The sequence below is a fragment of the Chitinophaga lutea genome (genome assembly GCF_003813775.1).
Classification (GTDB): Bacteria; Bacteroidota; Bacteroidia; order Chitinophagales; family Chitinophagaceae; genus Chitinophaga; species Chitinophaga lutea.
In genome coordinates, this window is the sequence record NZ_RPDH01000001.1 from 592023 (window position 1) to 606817 (window position 14795).

The following is a 14795-nucleotide window of genomic DNA, read 5'->3' on the forward strand; positions in this document are numbered from 1 at the left end:
CCTATTTTTTTCTGATGTTGAAGATGTTATGTTCGAGCCGCACCAGGTAGGTGGTGGTCATGTTCCGCTCCATATCGCCGAAGAGCTGGGTGCGGTAACTGAGATCAATGCGCGTGGTGCTGTTGAAAATGAACTGGATCGCCGGCGCCACGTCTACATAATGTTTGCGGCGGTACTGGTCGAGGTTCGATTTGCCCAGGAGTTCCACGTACAGGTTCAGGTTCGTCTGTTTGTAGCTTTTGTACGTGCGCGGCAGCAGCAGGTAGCCCGCGGAGAGGCTGTAGTTCAGCGCGTTTTTGGAGAAGAACAGCGGCATGTCGTCTTTCACGTTTTTGAAATACCGGTCGTATCCCAGCGTGCCGGACAGGGCCAGTTTATGCAGCAGCTGCGTGGCGATCACGCCGCCGCTGACGCCGGAACTGCTGCCCTCGAGGTCAAGCTCTTCGTTGAAGTAAGGTTTCGCGTTATGATTGTGCCCCGCTCCCATGACCGGGTAGTACGGGTTATTGATGAGCGCCCCTTTGACGAAGGCGGCCATCCGGAAGTGGGAATGGACATCGTCTTTCGACAGAAAGCGGTATTTGGCGTACACACTGGCCCCTTCAAACTCGAACTGCCGCTGCATCATATTGGAAAAATACCCGGAGGCATGCACCATGAGCTTTTTGGAGAGGCCCAGCATAACTTCCGGCGACATCCGGTAGCCGGTATAATCCGCATGGTCCATCGGGAACAGTTTGTTCGTGACGCGGATGCCCAGCGAATTGGCCGGCATATTGCTGGCCGGCTCTGTATTCACGTACAGCTCCTGGGCCCCAGCGGCCATGCCGGTGCAGATCATCGCCAGCAGCATAAAAAATTTTCTCATGTGGCGGCGTATTAAATGGTAACGTGATAAACTCTTTTACTGGCCGTGCCGGAGCCCGGTTTGCAACAGGCTGCCATGGTGCCGGTTTCGTAGCAGGCCATTTGGGTCTGGGCCTTGTATTTTTTGAAGGTTTTGGCGGACACAAAATCCTTGTCCACCACCGTGATGTCCCTTTCGCCCTGCAATACCTGCGGCTTCACATCGAGGAAATGCAGTGTTTGCCCGCCGAATGCGATGTGCGCATCGTTTTCCACCTTCGTTTTATCGAAGTTGGCGGTCACCGTCAGTTTGGCAACCGAAAAACCGGCGCCTTCCACTTTGCTGCGGATCTGGTCGAGGTTCACGGCGGCATTCGGTTTGAAATGGAGTACAAAGGTGGTATTGTTGAGATCGGTGTCGATCTTGTCTACGAACGGCAGTGTTTTCAGCGCTTTGAAGGTGGCGTTGGAGCACATGGCGCAGGTAAGGCCGGCGGCCTGCAGGGAGGCTTTTTTATATTGAGCTGAAGCGGTGAACTGTGTACCGATCAGCGCGATGGCTATCAAAAGAAATTTCATGATCATTGGATTTTACGGCAGATGCCTGATGAATAATAAACGTATCGCCATCCTGCCCGGATTGTTTCGGGCGGAGGGGAACGCAGATCACACCAGGAAAATACAATGATGCACGTAGAGTGGAGTAGCCGGTATTAAAGGCGGCGCATGCAGCGGCGCCCAGGTATTTTGAACGGGAGCGGCATAGACCCGCTGCAACCACTGGGGCTGCAGGGCCACCGGTAGGGTGATGGCCGTGTTGGTGAGGCCGGCAAAGGCTTTGGCGGCCTGATGGGTATTATCGAGCTTCAGGAATTTGGCTTCATCTTTACAGCAATCCCCTTTCACCGACATGCCGCATTTACCGCAGGCTTCGTCGTGGGAATCGTGCAGGTCTACCGACGCCAGCTCCCCCATACAATAATGCACATTCACACTGAACCCACTGGTTATCAGCGTGTAAAGAATTGCAATACATATGGTTATGAGTTTCTTCATGTTGCTCGTGCACAAAGGTACGATTTTTCCGGTTTGGGCCCTACAACAGCCATGAGGCCGGGTGGTACTTTTCGCAGATCAGGCTGATGAATTCCCTTCAGCGCAGGCAATCCACCGGCGGGCAGGCATTCATCAACCCTCTTCCCCCCACGCCGTGATCACCAGCCTGCGGCCGCCGCCATAATTGCGGTGCTCGCATAAATAAATGCCCTGCCAGGTGCCCAGGGCCAGCCGGCCGTTGTGCACGGGAATGGTAACGGAGCAGCCCAGCAAAGACGCCTTCAGGTGCGCCGGCATATCGTCCGGCCCCTCATCGTTGTGCACATAATCCGGATCATTTTCCGGCGCCACTTTGCTGAAGTAGGTCTCAAAATCTTTCCGTACCGTGGGGTCGGCGTTTTCGTTAATGGTGAGCGACGCGGAGGTATGCTGGATGAAAACCTGGCAGATGCCCGTTTTTAATTCGCGCAGCTGCGGCAGCGCGTGCAATACGTCCGCAGTGACCAGATGGAAGCCTCTTTTTTTAGGCGGCAGTTGCAGTGATGACTGGAATATTTTCATGAGCCGGTAAATGTGGTGTGAAGCAAGCTTCGAATGCAGCTTGCGGCAAAGATAGGCCGAATCGACGGATGACAAAGAAGCAGGCAGTCACCCGGCGGTTATTCTTAATAAAATGTGAAATTCAGCCGGCCGGGGGTTGTTTCACATTTTATTAGGATTTCCCTGCATAACTTGGATGCATAAACGCTGATCCCCATGCGCATTGCTACCCTCTTCCTGTTACTGATGTTCCCATTCTGCCTCCATGCCCAGCAGAAAGCCGGCCAGCCGGCCAAACGCACACCCGGTTTTGTAATTGAAGGAAACATCAGGGGGCTTGGCAATCAGAAAGTGTACCTGACCAACAAACAATTCGGCATGGGGCCCGGATTCGAGGTGAAATACTACGACTCCGTTTTTGCCACCGACGGGCATTTTGTTTTCCGCGGCGTGCAGGCCGAGCCCGGGTTCATGTCTGTGGAGATGGCGGCCAAGCCGATGAACTGGCGCCCCATTCTGTTAGACAATGAACAGGTGATCATGACCGGAGACACCGCGAAATTCGGGAGCGCAGACGTTACCATCACCACCGAGTTCACCTTGTTTGCAGAAACCCACCGCCTCACATCACCACCGGGGTTTGGTATGAGAGCCATGGCCGATAGCATAAATGCAGCCGCACGCCGCGGGGATACCGTGCTGGCGAAACAGTACATCTGGATGGACCGCTGGTATGCCGATGAACAGGCGCGTGCCAATTACCGGCTGCTCGTCGCCAATCCTGACCGGTACGCCGCATTGACGTGCATTAACCGGATCCGGGACCGCCTGGGTCCTGATACCGCCCGGCTCGCTTTCAACACGCTTTCCGAAAGGATCAGGAACCACTCCGAAGCCGCCAGGCTGTATTATGAATTGTTCACCGTAGAGGAGTTGACCGGCCTGCAAAAGAAAGCGCCCGATTTCCGCCAGCAGGACAGCCTGCAAAACTGGATCTCGCTGGCCTCCTACAAAGGCAAATATGTGCTGATCGATTTCTGGGCCAGCTGGTGCAGCCCATGCCGCGCGGAAAATCCCAACCTGCTGGCGGCGTACAAACAATTCAGCCCGAAGAACTTCGACATACTCGGCATTTCACTCGATAGCGACCGCCACAAATGGCTGGCCGCCGTCCGGGAAGACAATCTCCCCTGGAAACAGGTTTCCGACCTGAAAGGCTGGCAAAACGCGGTATCCCGGCAATACGGCATCAGGCTTATTCCCATGAATTTCCTGATCGATCCCAACGGGGTGATCATCGCGAAAAATCTTCGGGGTGAAGCGCTCCGGACATTCCTTGAAAAAACACTCCCCTGAAAATCATCAGACACCTCTGAAACCCACTCCAACAGGCATTCCGCCTGAATGGAAAAACTATGCCCGCAAGAATTTACGTGTAGCAAACATGCCCGCCGGGCTCAATTACGCCGTGCATTAAACGCAACCGCTGCCGGCCGCAATTCCCCATTCCGGCAGGACAGTACAGGATGGAACAGGACGCAACAGGACAGGAATCTTTAATCATTCGTCTAAATTAGATTCCGGGTACCCGCAACATTCCACCACTTAATTTCCACCAGTTATGATGAAACCCGTATTTCTGAATCGCGCCCAACATCCACGTCTACACCGTGCGGGAAAGATGTTGTTGTCATTTTTATGTATCTCTTCCTTCGCTTACGCTCAAAACATCACCGACATTTCCGGCCGCCTTACCGATGCGGCCACCGGCGCTGCCCTCCCCAGCGTTACCGTAGGCGTAAAAGGAAGCAACAAAGGTACATTTACAGACGCCTCCGGGCGTTACTCCCTGAAAGCCGCACCTGCTGATTCGCTTGTATTCAGTATGATCGGCTTCGTTTCGCAAACCGTGCTCGTGGGCAACCGCAGCAAAATAGACATCCAGCTCGAAAGCAGCAACAAGGTGCTGACGCAGGTGGTTGTAGTTGGTTACGGCACACAACAGAAAAAAGATGTGACCGGTTCCGTGGGCATCGTGCCCATGAAAAACATCAAAGACCTGCCGGTGGCAGGGATAGACCAGGCACTGTCCGGCCAGATAGCCGGCATCCAGGTCAACACCTCCAACGGCATCCCCGGCGGCGGCCCGCAGGTGCAGGTAAGAGGCATCGGCGCGGTAGGCGCCGGCAGTCAGCCCCTGTATGTGATCGACGGGTTCCCGTTATCCACGACCTCGGTGGAAACCTCCAACCCGATGAACGCCATCAACCCGCAGGACATTGAGTCGATGGCCGTGCTGAAAGACGCATCCGCCACCGCCATCTATGGTTCGCGCGGCGCCAACGGCGTGGTGCTCATCACCACCAAACGCGGCAGCAGCGGCAAACCCGCGGTACAGGTATCCGCCAGCACCGGCTGGCAAACCGTGCCGCAGAAGGGCCGTCCCGATCTCATGAACGGCCAGGAGTTCGCCCAGTTCTGGAGAGAACTGACGGAAGACAAGATCCGGTTCGAGCAGCACCGCGAGCCCACCGAAGCGGACATCCCGGAAAAATACCGGAACCCCGCCCTCATCGGCAAAGGCACCGACTGGTTTGAAGAAGTGACCCGGGTGGCGCCCATGCAGGAAGTGAATGTCAGCGTGAGCGGCGGCGGCGAAAAAACAAGAACGTATGTATCCGCCGGTTATCTCAACCAGGACGGCGTGATGATCAACACCGGCTACAAACGGTACACCGTGCGCGCCAACGTGGAAACCATCCTGAGCAACAAACTGAAAGTGGGGCTGAACATCGCTCCTTCATTCGCCACGAAAAAGGGCTCCATCCGCGGCGAGGGCCGTGATGAAGTGTTCGGCATCGCCAGCCCCATCGAGCCCGTATATCGTCCCGATGGTTCATACAACGCGTTCATCCAGAGCCCCGGCACGTTCGGATTGCCCAACCCGGTGATGCTGCTCAACGAAACCATCAACAACGCACAGAACAACCGGCTCATCATCAGCGGCTGGGGCGAACTGGAGGTAATCAAAAACCTCAAGTTCAAAAGCACGTTCAATGTTGACTGGCAAAGCGCGAAAGCGGAATACTTCCGCCCTTCCACGCTCGGCGGCACCAATTCCGCCCCGCCCACCATTCCCTCCGGCAGCGTGGGCAACGCCAATATCATGAACTGGCTCAACGAAAATACGCTCACCTACAACTGGGCGCCCGCGGGCGGTCACAACCTGACGGCCCTGCTGGGTTACACCGTACAGCAGCAGCGCGAAACGTACGCAAACTTCACCGGCACCAATTTCCCCGACGACAATATCAAAACCCTCAACGCCGCAGCCACCCTCACCGGTGGAACGGACAAACAGGAATGGGTATTGCTGTCGTACCTCGCCCGTGTGAACTATGCATATAAAGACAAATATCTCGTGACCGCGACCATCCGCAGCGACGGTTCTTCCCGCTTCGGCGCGGACAACCGCTGGGGCACCTTTCCTTCGCTGGCTCTCGGCTGGCGCGTATCGCAGGAAAATTTCATGCTCGGCGCACCCGTATTCAGCGATCTGAAAATCAGGGCTTCGTATGGCTTCACCGGCAACTTCAACATCGGCAACTATTCCTACATGAGCAACATCGGTACGGCGGATTACGTGCTGGGCGGCGCGCTCGCAGGCGGCCGCGTGATGAACAGCTTCGGCAACCCCGTGCTGGGCTGGGAAAAAATGCGCGAACTGAACATCGGGCTGGACGTGGGGCTCTGGAAAGACCGGCTTTACATCACCGCCGACCTGTACAAGCGGAATACGGAAGACCTGTTGCTGCAGGTGGAAATCCCCGGCTCATCCGGCTTCACCACCGTTACGGAAAACCGTGGCGACCTGGAGAACAGGGGGCTTGAGATCGGCATCGCCTCACGCAACATCGAAAATTCCCGCTTCACCTGGGGCACCAGCTTCAACATAGCGTTCAACCGGAACAAGGTGCTGGCGCTCGGCCGCAGCAACGATCCCATTTACTCCGGCAACAGCAGCGAGGGCAATCCCACCAACGTAACGATGGTAGGTCGTCCGCTCGCGATGCTATATGGGTATGTGTTCGACGGCATTTACCAGAACCAGGCGGAAGTAGCAAAAGGCCCGGCATTCCCCGGCGCTATCCCCGGTAATATCCGGTTCAAAGACGTCAACGGCGACGGGCAGATCACGCCGCGGCAGGACTTTGACGTGATCGGCAACCCCTACCCCAATTTCATCTGGGGCCTCACCAACACGCTCACGTACGGCAACTTCGACCTGCGTGTGCTCGTGGTCGGGTCGATGGGCGCCGACCGGCTGCATGCCACCAACGATTATAACGGCAACATCGACGGGGTGTTCAATGTAAGACGCGAAGTAAAAGACCGCTGGCGTTCGGAATCGCAGCCCGGCAACGGCCGCATTCCCACCACCAACGGCTCCGGCCGCGGCCGCGTAATGTTCCGCGACGTGAGTTCGCTCACCGTGGAGAAAAATGACTATGCATGGGTGAAAAACATTACGCTGGGTTACACCATCCCGAAAAAGGGGTTCATTTCCAGCGCACGCATCTACGCCAGTGTGCAGAACGCGTTTTTGTTCACCAAATACAGCGGCAATCCCGAGGTGAGCAATTACCTCGGCAAAGGCGGCAGCGGCGCGCTGGTACCGGGCATCGACTATTCGAACTACCCGGTTCCGCGCATTTTTTCGCTGGGTACGAACCTTACTTTTTAACCGTGCTTCAAAACTGCTAACATGAAAACGAGTATATATTGTATTTGCCTGCTGGCCTTGTCATCCACTGCCTGTAACCATATGCTGGATGTAAAGCCCGCAGCTTTCTCCGCCGGTGAAAACTACTACCAGACGGAACAGCAGGTGCTGCGCGCCGTCAATGGCGCGTACGGCACGCTGCAAAATCTCTATACGAGCGATTTCTGGGCGCTCACCGAAATGAGCGCAGACAATACCAATTACCAGTACAACGCCAGCGACCGCGGCGCACAGCAAAGGGAGGAGATCGACGAGTTCCTCATCACCTCCAGCAACAACTACGTCAACACCGTATGGAATCAGCTGTACCGCAACATCAATCAGTGTAATGTGATCATCAGCCGCATCGACGGGGTGAAGTTTTCCAGCGAGGCCACCAAACTGCAATACGCCGGCGAAGCGAAATTCCTCCGGGCGCTGTACTACTTCCACCTCGTGCGTCTGTTTGGCGGTGTGCCGCTGAACCTGAAAGAAGCGGCCACGCCGGCGGAAGCCTTTACGCCCAAGCGCGCCACCGTGGATGAAGTGTATGCGCAGATCATCGCGGACGCCAAAGACGCCGTTGCCGGCCTGCCGCCCAATTACACGGGCAGCAACGTTGGCCGTGCCACCAAAGGCGCAGCCCTCACATTGCTGGGCGATGTGTACCTCACGCGGAAAGATTACGCCAACGCAGTGACCTCGCTGCAGCAGGTGCTGACGCTGGGTTACGGCCTGCTGCCGCAGTATGGCGACAACTTCGAGCCTTCCAGAAAGAACAACATCGAATCGGTGTTTTCCGTGCAGTTCAACAGCGGGCTCGAAACCGAAAACAGTAATTACATTTTTGTGTTCGGGCCCATCAACGGCAAGAAAGACCTCACCGGTTACAACGGCAACCTGGGCGGCAACAATACGCCTACCCCCGGCATCTACAATGCCTACGAGCCGAACGATGCGAGGAAAGCCGCATCCGTGGCGCTGTATGATAGTCCGACGAATACGCCGTTCGAGGAAGCGAAAGCCTTCGGCGGCAAACTGCCTTTCATCAAAAAATACTATCACCCGCCGTACGAGCGCGACGGCCGCGCCAACGAAAACTGGCCGGTATACCGCTACGCGCATGTGCTGCTGATGCTGGCCGAAGCCATCAACGAAAGCGGCAGCGGCGATCCTTATCCGCACCTGAACCTCGTGCGCCAGCGCGCCGGGCTGTTGCCGCTGGCAGGGCTGGGACAGGCCGGCTTCAGGGATGCCATACAGCATGAACAACGGGTGGAACTGGCGTTCGAGAACCACCGCTGGTACCAGCTGTTGCGCACCGGCAAGACGGTAGATGTGATGACCGAGCACGGCAAAGCGGAAAAAGCCCGCCTCACCCGCCTGAGCGCCGCATCGTATGACGTCAAGCCTTACAAGCTGCTCTTCCCCATCCCGGAACGCGAAATACGCCTGAACGGATTCGAGCAGAACACGGGCTGGTGATTTTTAACATTATCCACCTTAGAGAAACAAATAACATATATGGGAGTGAAACAAACGCTTTGCTGGATGATGCTGGCCGTGTTGGCGACCACCACCGCCTGTAAGCAACCGCAGCAAAAACAACCAACGGGCAATCCTAAAATCGACAAACTCAAACTGCCCGATCAATTCAATGTAGAGCACCTGTACAGCCCCGGCGACAACAAACAGGGCTCCTGGGTGGCGATGACCTTCGACGACAAAGGCCGCCTCATCGTATCCGACCAGTTCGGTTTCCTGTACCGGTTGAAACTGCCCGCCATCGGCGGCGATTCGGCCGACTTTAAGATCGAGCGGCTCAACATCGGCCCCGTCAACCCGGCAGACACCCTTCCGAAAGTATCCATGGGTTATGCGCAGGGCCTGCTGTACGCGTTCAACAGCCTGTATGTGATGGTGAATCACAACAGCGACGACAAATTCAACAAGGGCAGCGGGCTGTACCGGTTGCAGGACACGGACAACGACGACCAGTTCGACAAAGTCACCCTCATCAAGGCGCTCGAAGGAGAAGGCGAGCACGGGCCGCACAGCATTGTGCTGGCGCCCGACAAAAAATCGATGTACGTGATCGCCGGCAACTTCACCAAGATCCCGGAGATGAACAGTTACCGCATGCCGCTCTCCGCCGAAATCGACAACCTGCTGCCGCTCATCCGCGACCCGAACGGGCACGACAATGTGGTGAACACGCATGGCGGCTGGATAGCGCACATCGATTCCACGGGCTCCAACTGGGAGCTGATCAGCTCCGGTTTCCGCAACCCCTTCGACATGGCGTTCAACGATGCCGGCGATATGTTCACGTACGACTCGGACATGGAATGGGATTTCGGCACACCATGGTACCGCCCCACGCGCATCTGTTTCGTGAGCAGCGGCAGCGAATTCGGCTGGCGGCCGGGCACCGATAAATGGTCGCCTTCCTGGCCCGACAACCTGCCCGCGGTGCTGAACATCGGCCAGGGCTCGCCCACCAACTTGCTTTCGTGCCGCGATGCCAGCTTCCCGGAAAAATACCGGAAGGCGCTGTTCGCATTCGACTGGAGTTTTGGTATCATTTACGCCATTCACCTGCAGCCCGACGGCGCAGGATATAAAGCAGAAGCAGAAGAATTTTTGTCAGGAGCCCCACTCCCATTGACTGATGGCGTCATTGGTCCCGATGGCGCAATGTATTTCCTCACCGGCGGCCGCCGCCTCGAATCCGATCTCTACCGCGTGTATTACGACGACGGTGAAAAGATGACGGCGAAAGACGAGGCCCCGGCCCTCAGTGAAGCGCACCAGCTCCGCCGCCAGCTCGAAAGTTACCATGGCGGCGCGAAAGCCGGTGCAGTGGAAGCAGCATGGCCGCAACTGAAACATGCCGACCGTTTTGTACGCTATGCCGCCAGAACGGTGCTGGAAAACCAGCCGGCAGCCAGCTGGCAGGCCAGGGCGCTGGCGGAAAAAGATCCGGAAACGATCATCCAGGCCACCATTGCCCTGGCCCGCCGTGGCGACTCCACGCTCCGCAACAGCCTGCTGCAGCAGTTGCAAACCGTTAACTTCGCAGGGCTCAGCGCTTCGCAGCAGGTAGACCTGTTGCGTGCGTTCGAACTCGTGCTGGCGCGGATGGGCATGCCGGAAGATAGCATAAAACAATCCACCATCGCGTATCTCAACGCCCATTTCCCTGCCGCCACCAATGAACTGAACAGCCCGCTCAGCAAACTGCTCGTGTACCTCGGCGCGCCCGATGCCGTACAGAAAACGGTGGCGCTGATGAAAACAGCGAAAGACGATACCACTGCGATGAAAACCGCCATGTCGTCTGCCGACCTCATCATGCGCAACCCGCAATACGGCCTCGACATTGCCGGCATGCTGTCGAAAATGCCGCCGCTGCAGCAGACATTTTACGCTACCGTGCTGAGCGAAGCCAAAACCGGTTGGACGCCCGAGCTGCAGGAAAGTTATTTCTCCTGGTTCCACAATGCGTTCGGGTTTAAGGGCGGCCACAGTTTCCTCGGCTTCATCAACAACGCCCGCAAGAACGCGCTGAAAAACGTACCGAAAAGCGAGTACGCGCATTTCAATACCATTTCCGGCGACAGCCTGCTGAACAACAACGGCAGGACGGCGCTGGGTATGGCGCAGCCCAAAGGCCCCGGCAGGAGATGGAAGCTGGAAGAAGCCACACTGGTGATCGACAGCGGGCTGGCCGGCCGCAACTTCGAACAGGGCAAAGCCATGTTCAACGCCACGCTTTGCGCATCGTGCCACATCATGAAAGGCGAAGGCGGCACGGCAGGCCCCGATCTTACGCAGCTCGGCAGCCGCTTCTCCAGCAAAGACATACTGGAGGCCATCATCGAGCCCAGCAAAACCATTTCGGATCAGTACGGCGCCACCGTGTTCACGATGAAAGACGGCAGCACGGTGACGGGCAGGCTGGTGAGCGAGGACAAAGAAAAATACGTCATCTCGCAGAACCCCTTCTCCCCGCAAATGCAGCGCGATCTGCCGAAAAAGGAAGTGGCCGGCACAAAAGCCTCGCAGGTATCCGTGATGCTGCCCGGCCTCATCAACCGCCTGAACCCCGACGAGTTGCGCGATTTGATGGCCTACCTGAAATCGGGCGGCAACAAGGCAGACAGTATGTTCCTCCATCCCGCTAAACTTGGTAAACGTTGATACAATGGCATCAGACAAGCCGCAATGGCACAACAAAATATCGCATCATGCGCAACTGGGAGGCATAGAAACATCAGTACTGGATAATGGTCCCGGCAAAGGGAGCCGCATCGCCTGGTTCAATACCGGAACGGGCCTGCGGTTCAAGGTAGCGACAGACCGGTGTATGGATATCGCCGATGCGTTTTTCAATCAACACAGCCTGGTATGGCTCAGTTATACCGGCCTCACTGCCCCTGCTCCGTTATCGGACAGGGGCATTACCTGGTTAAGGACCTTTGGTGGCGGCCTGTTCACCACCTGCGGCCTGACCCATGCCGGCGGCCCCGAAAACGATGCGCACGGCGAGCGCGGGCTGCATGGCCCCATCAGCAATACACCCGCGGAGGTCATTGCCATAGAGCAGCCGGACCCTGTGATGGGAAAGATGGACATGCGCATCACCGGCATCATCAAAGAAGCCACGGCGCTCGGCACCCAGCTCGAACTGAAACGCACCATTTCCGCGCGCATCGGTGAACCCGTGATACGCGTGCACGACGAAGTGACCAACCGCGGCAATACCACCGCGCCGCATATGCTGCTCTATCATTTCAATTTCGGCTGGCCGCTGGCCGATGAAGGCGCTACCCTGCTCTGGGAAGGCGACTGGCAGCCGAGAGATGAATTAAGTATAGAAATCTTCAATAAAAATTATAATTTCAGGAGCTGTGCGCCGCCCTTGGAAAACCATGCAGGCACCGGTGAAGCGGCCGCTTTTATTGACGTAGCGGCGGATGCGGACGGATGGAGTATTTGCGGGCTGCATAATCCGCGGATAGAGCTGGCCGCCGTATTGCGTTTCAAAAAATCGCAGCTGCCCTGGCTCACTAACTGGCAACACTGGGGGCCGGGCGAATATGTGACCGGGCTGGAACCGGGCACCCATCCGCCCATCGGGCAGGCCGCCGCCAGAAAACAGGGCACACTGATATTCCTTGAACCCGGAGAGCGCCGCTCCTACGAACTGGAGCTGGAGATACTGAATCAATCAAATAACATCAAAAAAATATTTCCACGATGAGTCAACAATCCAACACCCTTAATGCAATGCCAATGGCGAAAACAAGTGTAGCGGCGCAAGCGCTGGAACAGGGCAAAGGCATCCTTCGCCTTGCCCCCACCTGGGTACCGCGGTCTTTCTGCGTGCCCGGCCGCAGGATCAAACTGCACCCGGATGATTATTACGTACTGGGCGGTCAACGCGGCGGTATCGACGAACGCTGGCTGTCGTCCACCACGCCTGCCAAAAACGGCCCCCTTACCGGCGAACACGAAGGCCTCAGCAAAGTGGTGTTCAACGACGGCGGCAAGGAAGTGCTCTTCCTGCTCAAAGATGCGGTGGATGAACTCAAAGGCGAGCTCATCGGGCAACGGCTCTGGGACGAGTACCAGTCGTGGCCCATGTACTCCAAGTTCTTCGACAACCTGGGGCCGCTTCCCCACCACATCCATCACAACGACGAAAAGGCGAAACTGATCGGGCAGCTGGGCAAACCGGAAGCGTATTATTTCCCGCCGCAGCTCAACAACCACGGCGGCGATTTTCCTTACACGTTCATGGGCATCGCGCCCGGCACCACCCGCGAGCAGATCGGCGAATGCCTGCGTAATTTCACGAAAGGCGATAACAAGATCACCGACTATTCACAGGCCTTTTTACTGCGCCCCGGCACCGGCTGGGACGTGCCTCCCGGCCTGCTGCACGCGCCCGGCAGCCTTTGCACCTACGAGCCGCAAAAAGCGTCGGACGTGTTTGCGATGTACCAGTCGCTCGTGAACAACGCCGTGATACCCGAAGAACTCCTCTGGAACGGCACACCCAAAGAAAGCATCGGCGACTATGAAGCGCTGCTCGATGTGATCGACTGGGACCTGAACCTCGACCCGAACCTGTACCAGAACCGTTTTATGGCCCCCAAACCCGCATCCGCTAACGCCAAAGGCTATACGGAAAACTGGGTATGTTATAAATCCGATGCGTTCAGCGCCAAGGAGCTGACCATCGAGCCCGGCGCTACCGTGGTGATCAAAGACGCCGCCGCTTACGGCATCATCATGATGCAGGGGCATGGCAAAATGGGCGTGTGGGATATCGAAACGCCCGCGCTCATCCGCTACGGGCAGCTTACCCACGACGAATATTTCATCAGTGAAAAAGCTGCGCGTGAGGGCGTTACCATCACTAACGCATCCGCCACCGATCCCATCGTGATGCTGAAACATTTCGGGCCCGGTAATCCCGATCTCGTGTTATAATTACATCCACCTTCAAAGAAATACATCAGTATGCCGCAGAATAATTATCCGAAACTCCACAATGCCACCTGGCCGGGCATTGTAGGCAAGGGAGAAGGCTCAGAGCCCGTGATCGCATTCGACAAAATGCTGGAAATGACCGCCGCCGCCGAAGTAGGCGGTGTGAAATTCGATGGTGTGGACATCGGCCTGTTCAACCCGCATTTTAATGTAGACGGGTCGGACGACGATATCAAAAAACTCGCGGACAAGGTATCGTCTTACGGTCTTGAGATCGGCAGCCTGGTAGCTCCCATCTGGCCGCCCGACGGTGGCCCCGCGATGGGCAGCAGGGAAGAAAGAAAACGTTTCGTGGAACAGGTCCGCAAATCGTGCCACATCGCGAAAGTGCTGCGCGGCCTCGGCATCCGCCCGCACGGTGTGGTGCGCATCGATTCCGCCAGCACCCCGGAAGCCTGGGCGAAAGATCCCGCCGGCAATACGAAGCTCATCGCCGAAACATTCCGTGAAGCCTGCGACGTAGCGGCTGATTACGGCGAAAAGCTCGCCGCCGAAGGCGAAATATGCTGGGGCGGGATGCACAGCTGGAAAACCATGATCGACACACTCGAAGCCACAGGCCGCCCCAACATGGGCTTTCAGGCGGACATGGCGCATACCTTGCTGTACCTGATGGGCTACAACAAACCCGAAGACAGGATTCTGCCCGCCAACTTCGACTGGAGCGACACCGCCGCGCTGCAGCAGGGGCTTAAAACCCTTACGGCCGCACTCCGCCCCTGGACTATCGATTTCCACGTGGCGCAGAACGACGGCACCGTACACGGCACCGGATCACACGACAAAACCGGCCGCCACTGCCTCGCCAACGATCCCAACGGCAAACTCGACATTGCCCGCGACGCCGGCTACTGGCTGCGGAATGAGAATGGCGAGCTCACCAAAGCTTTCAGGCACATCTGCTGGGACGGCTGCATGTTCCCCAACCAGCAGATGACACAGCCCGGCACCTGGAACAATATCCTGGCCGCCATGATCAAAGTACGCGAGCAGCACGGCTGGTACGAGTAAACGACACTTTCAAATCAAT

General features: G+C 56.9%; 11 protein-coding genes. 7 read left to right on the forward strand and 4 right to left on the reverse strand.

Translation table 11 applies throughout. The features are described from left to right. Position 1: 1 nt before the first annotated feature. The 4 genes from EGT74_RS02315 to EGT74_RS02330 all read right to left on the reverse strand — a co-directional run bounded on the left by EGT74_RS02315 (position 2) and on the right by EGT74_RS02330 (position 2463). Entirely contained in the window at positions 2-868 is an 867-nt protein-coding gene (locus tag EGT74_RS02315; protein ID WP_123844922.1) for a transporter family protein, read from the reverse strand. Positions 869-879: 11 nt separating this feature from the next. After that, positions 880-1425, reverse strand: coding sequence for a heavy-metal-associated domain-containing protein (locus EGT74_RS02320; RefSeq protein WP_158617967.1), 546 nt, complete (start codon positions 1423-1425; stop codon positions 880-882). Between the two features lie 87 nt (positions 1426-1512). After that, complete coding sequence (locus EGT74_RS02325; protein ID WP_123844924.1) at positions 1513-1902, reverse strand: HYC_CC_PP family protein; 390 nt, start codon at positions 1900-1902, stop codon at positions 1513-1515. Between the two features lie 132 nt (positions 1903-2034). Beyond that, complete coding sequence (locus tag EGT74_RS02330) at positions 2035-2463, reverse strand: secondary thiamine-phosphate synthase enzyme YjbQ (RefSeq protein ID WP_123844925.1); 429 nt, start codon at positions 2461-2463, stop codon at positions 2035-2037. 195 nt (positions 2464-2658) lie between these two features. Between EGT74_RS02330 and EGT74_RS02335 the strand changes: the two genes are divergently transcribed. The 7 genes from EGT74_RS02335 (at position 2659) to EGT74_RS02365 (ending at position 14776) form a co-directional block, all read left to right on the forward strand. Continuing rightward, complete coding sequence (locus EGT74_RS02335) at positions 2659-3798, forward strand: TlpA disulfide reductase family protein (protein WP_123844926.1); 1140 nt, start codon at positions 2659-2661, stop codon at positions 3796-3798. A gap of 325 nt (positions 3799-4123) precedes the next feature. Then, complete coding sequence (locus EGT74_RS02340; protein WP_158617968.1) at positions 4124-7186, forward strand: SusC/RagA family TonB-linked outer membrane protein; 3063 nt, start codon at positions 4124-4126, stop codon at positions 7184-7186. 21 nt (positions 7187-7207) lie between these two features. Then, a complete protein-coding gene (locus EGT74_RS02345) occupies positions 7208-8689 on the forward strand; it encodes a RagB/SusD family nutrient uptake outer membrane protein (RefSeq protein ID WP_123844928.1) in 1482 nt (493 codons plus the stop codon). A 39-nt stretch (positions 8690-8728) separates the two neighbouring features. Next, positions 8729-11407: a c-type cytochrome gene (locus tag EGT74_RS02350; protein ID WP_123844929.1), complete on the forward strand. Its 2679-nt coding sequence runs from the start codon at positions 8729-8731 to the stop codon at positions 11405-11407. Between the two features lie 4 nt (positions 11408-11411). Beyond that, positions 11412-12470 (forward strand): aldose 1-epimerase family protein, encoded by a 1059-nt coding sequence (locus EGT74_RS02355; RefSeq protein ID WP_123844930.1) that lies wholly within the window; start codon positions 11412-11414, stop codon positions 12468-12470. Positions 12471-12502: 32 nt separating this feature from the next. Next, positions 12503-13705: a cupin domain-containing protein gene (locus EGT74_RS02360; RefSeq protein ID WP_181954725.1), complete on the forward strand. Its 1203-nt coding sequence runs from the start codon at positions 12503-12505 to the stop codon at positions 13703-13705. A 30-nt stretch (positions 13706-13735) separates the two neighbouring features. After that, complete coding sequence (locus EGT74_RS02365) at positions 13736-14776, forward strand: sugar phosphate isomerase/epimerase family protein (protein ID WP_123844931.1); 1041 nt, start codon at positions 13736-13738, stop codon at positions 14774-14776. Positions 14777-14795 lie beyond the last annotated feature (19 nt).

Bases quoted from the DNA above. Each gene is read 5' to 3' on its own strand.
- EGT74_RS02315 (WP_123844922.1), bottom strand. From the start codon at position 868: ATGAGAAAATTTTTTATGCTGCTGGCGATGATCTGCACCGGCATGGCC.
- EGT74_RS02320 (WP_158617967.1), bottom strand. From the start codon at position 1,425: ATGAAATTTCTTTTGATAGCCATCGCGCTGATCGGTACACAGTTCACC.
- EGT74_RS02325 (WP_123844924.1), bottom strand. From the start codon at position 1,902: ATGAAGAAACTCATAACCATATGTATTGCAATTCTTTACACGCTGATA.
- EGT74_RS02330 (WP_123844925.1), bottom strand. From the start codon at position 2,463: ATGAAAATATTCCAGTCATCACTGCAACTGCCGCCTAAAAAAAGAGGC.
- EGT74_RS02335 (WP_123844926.1), top strand. From the start codon at position 2,659: ATGCGCATTGCTACCCTCTTCCTGTTACTGATGTTCCCATTCTGCCTC.
- EGT74_RS02340 (WP_158617968.1), top strand. From the start codon at position 4,124: ATGTTGTTGTCATTTTTATGTATCTCTTCCTTCGCTTACGCTCAAAAC.
- EGT74_RS02345 (WP_123844928.1), top strand. From the start codon at position 7,208: ATGAAAACGAGTATATATTGTATTTGCCTGCTGGCCTTGTCATCCACT.
- EGT74_RS02350 (WP_123844929.1), top strand. From the start codon at position 8,729: ATGGGAGTGAAACAAACGCTTTGCTGGATGATGCTGGCCGTGTTGGCG.
- EGT74_RS02355 (WP_123844930.1), top strand. From the start codon at position 11,412: ATGGCATCAGACAAGCCGCAATGGCACAACAAAATATCGCATCATGCG.
- EGT74_RS02360 (WP_181954725.1), top strand. From the start codon at position 12,503: ATGGCGAAAACAAGTGTAGCGGCGCAAGCGCTGGAACAGGGCAAAGGC.
- EGT74_RS02365 (WP_123844931.1), top strand. From the start codon at position 13,736: ATGCCGCAGAATAATTATCCGAAACTCCACAATGCCACCTGGCCGGGC.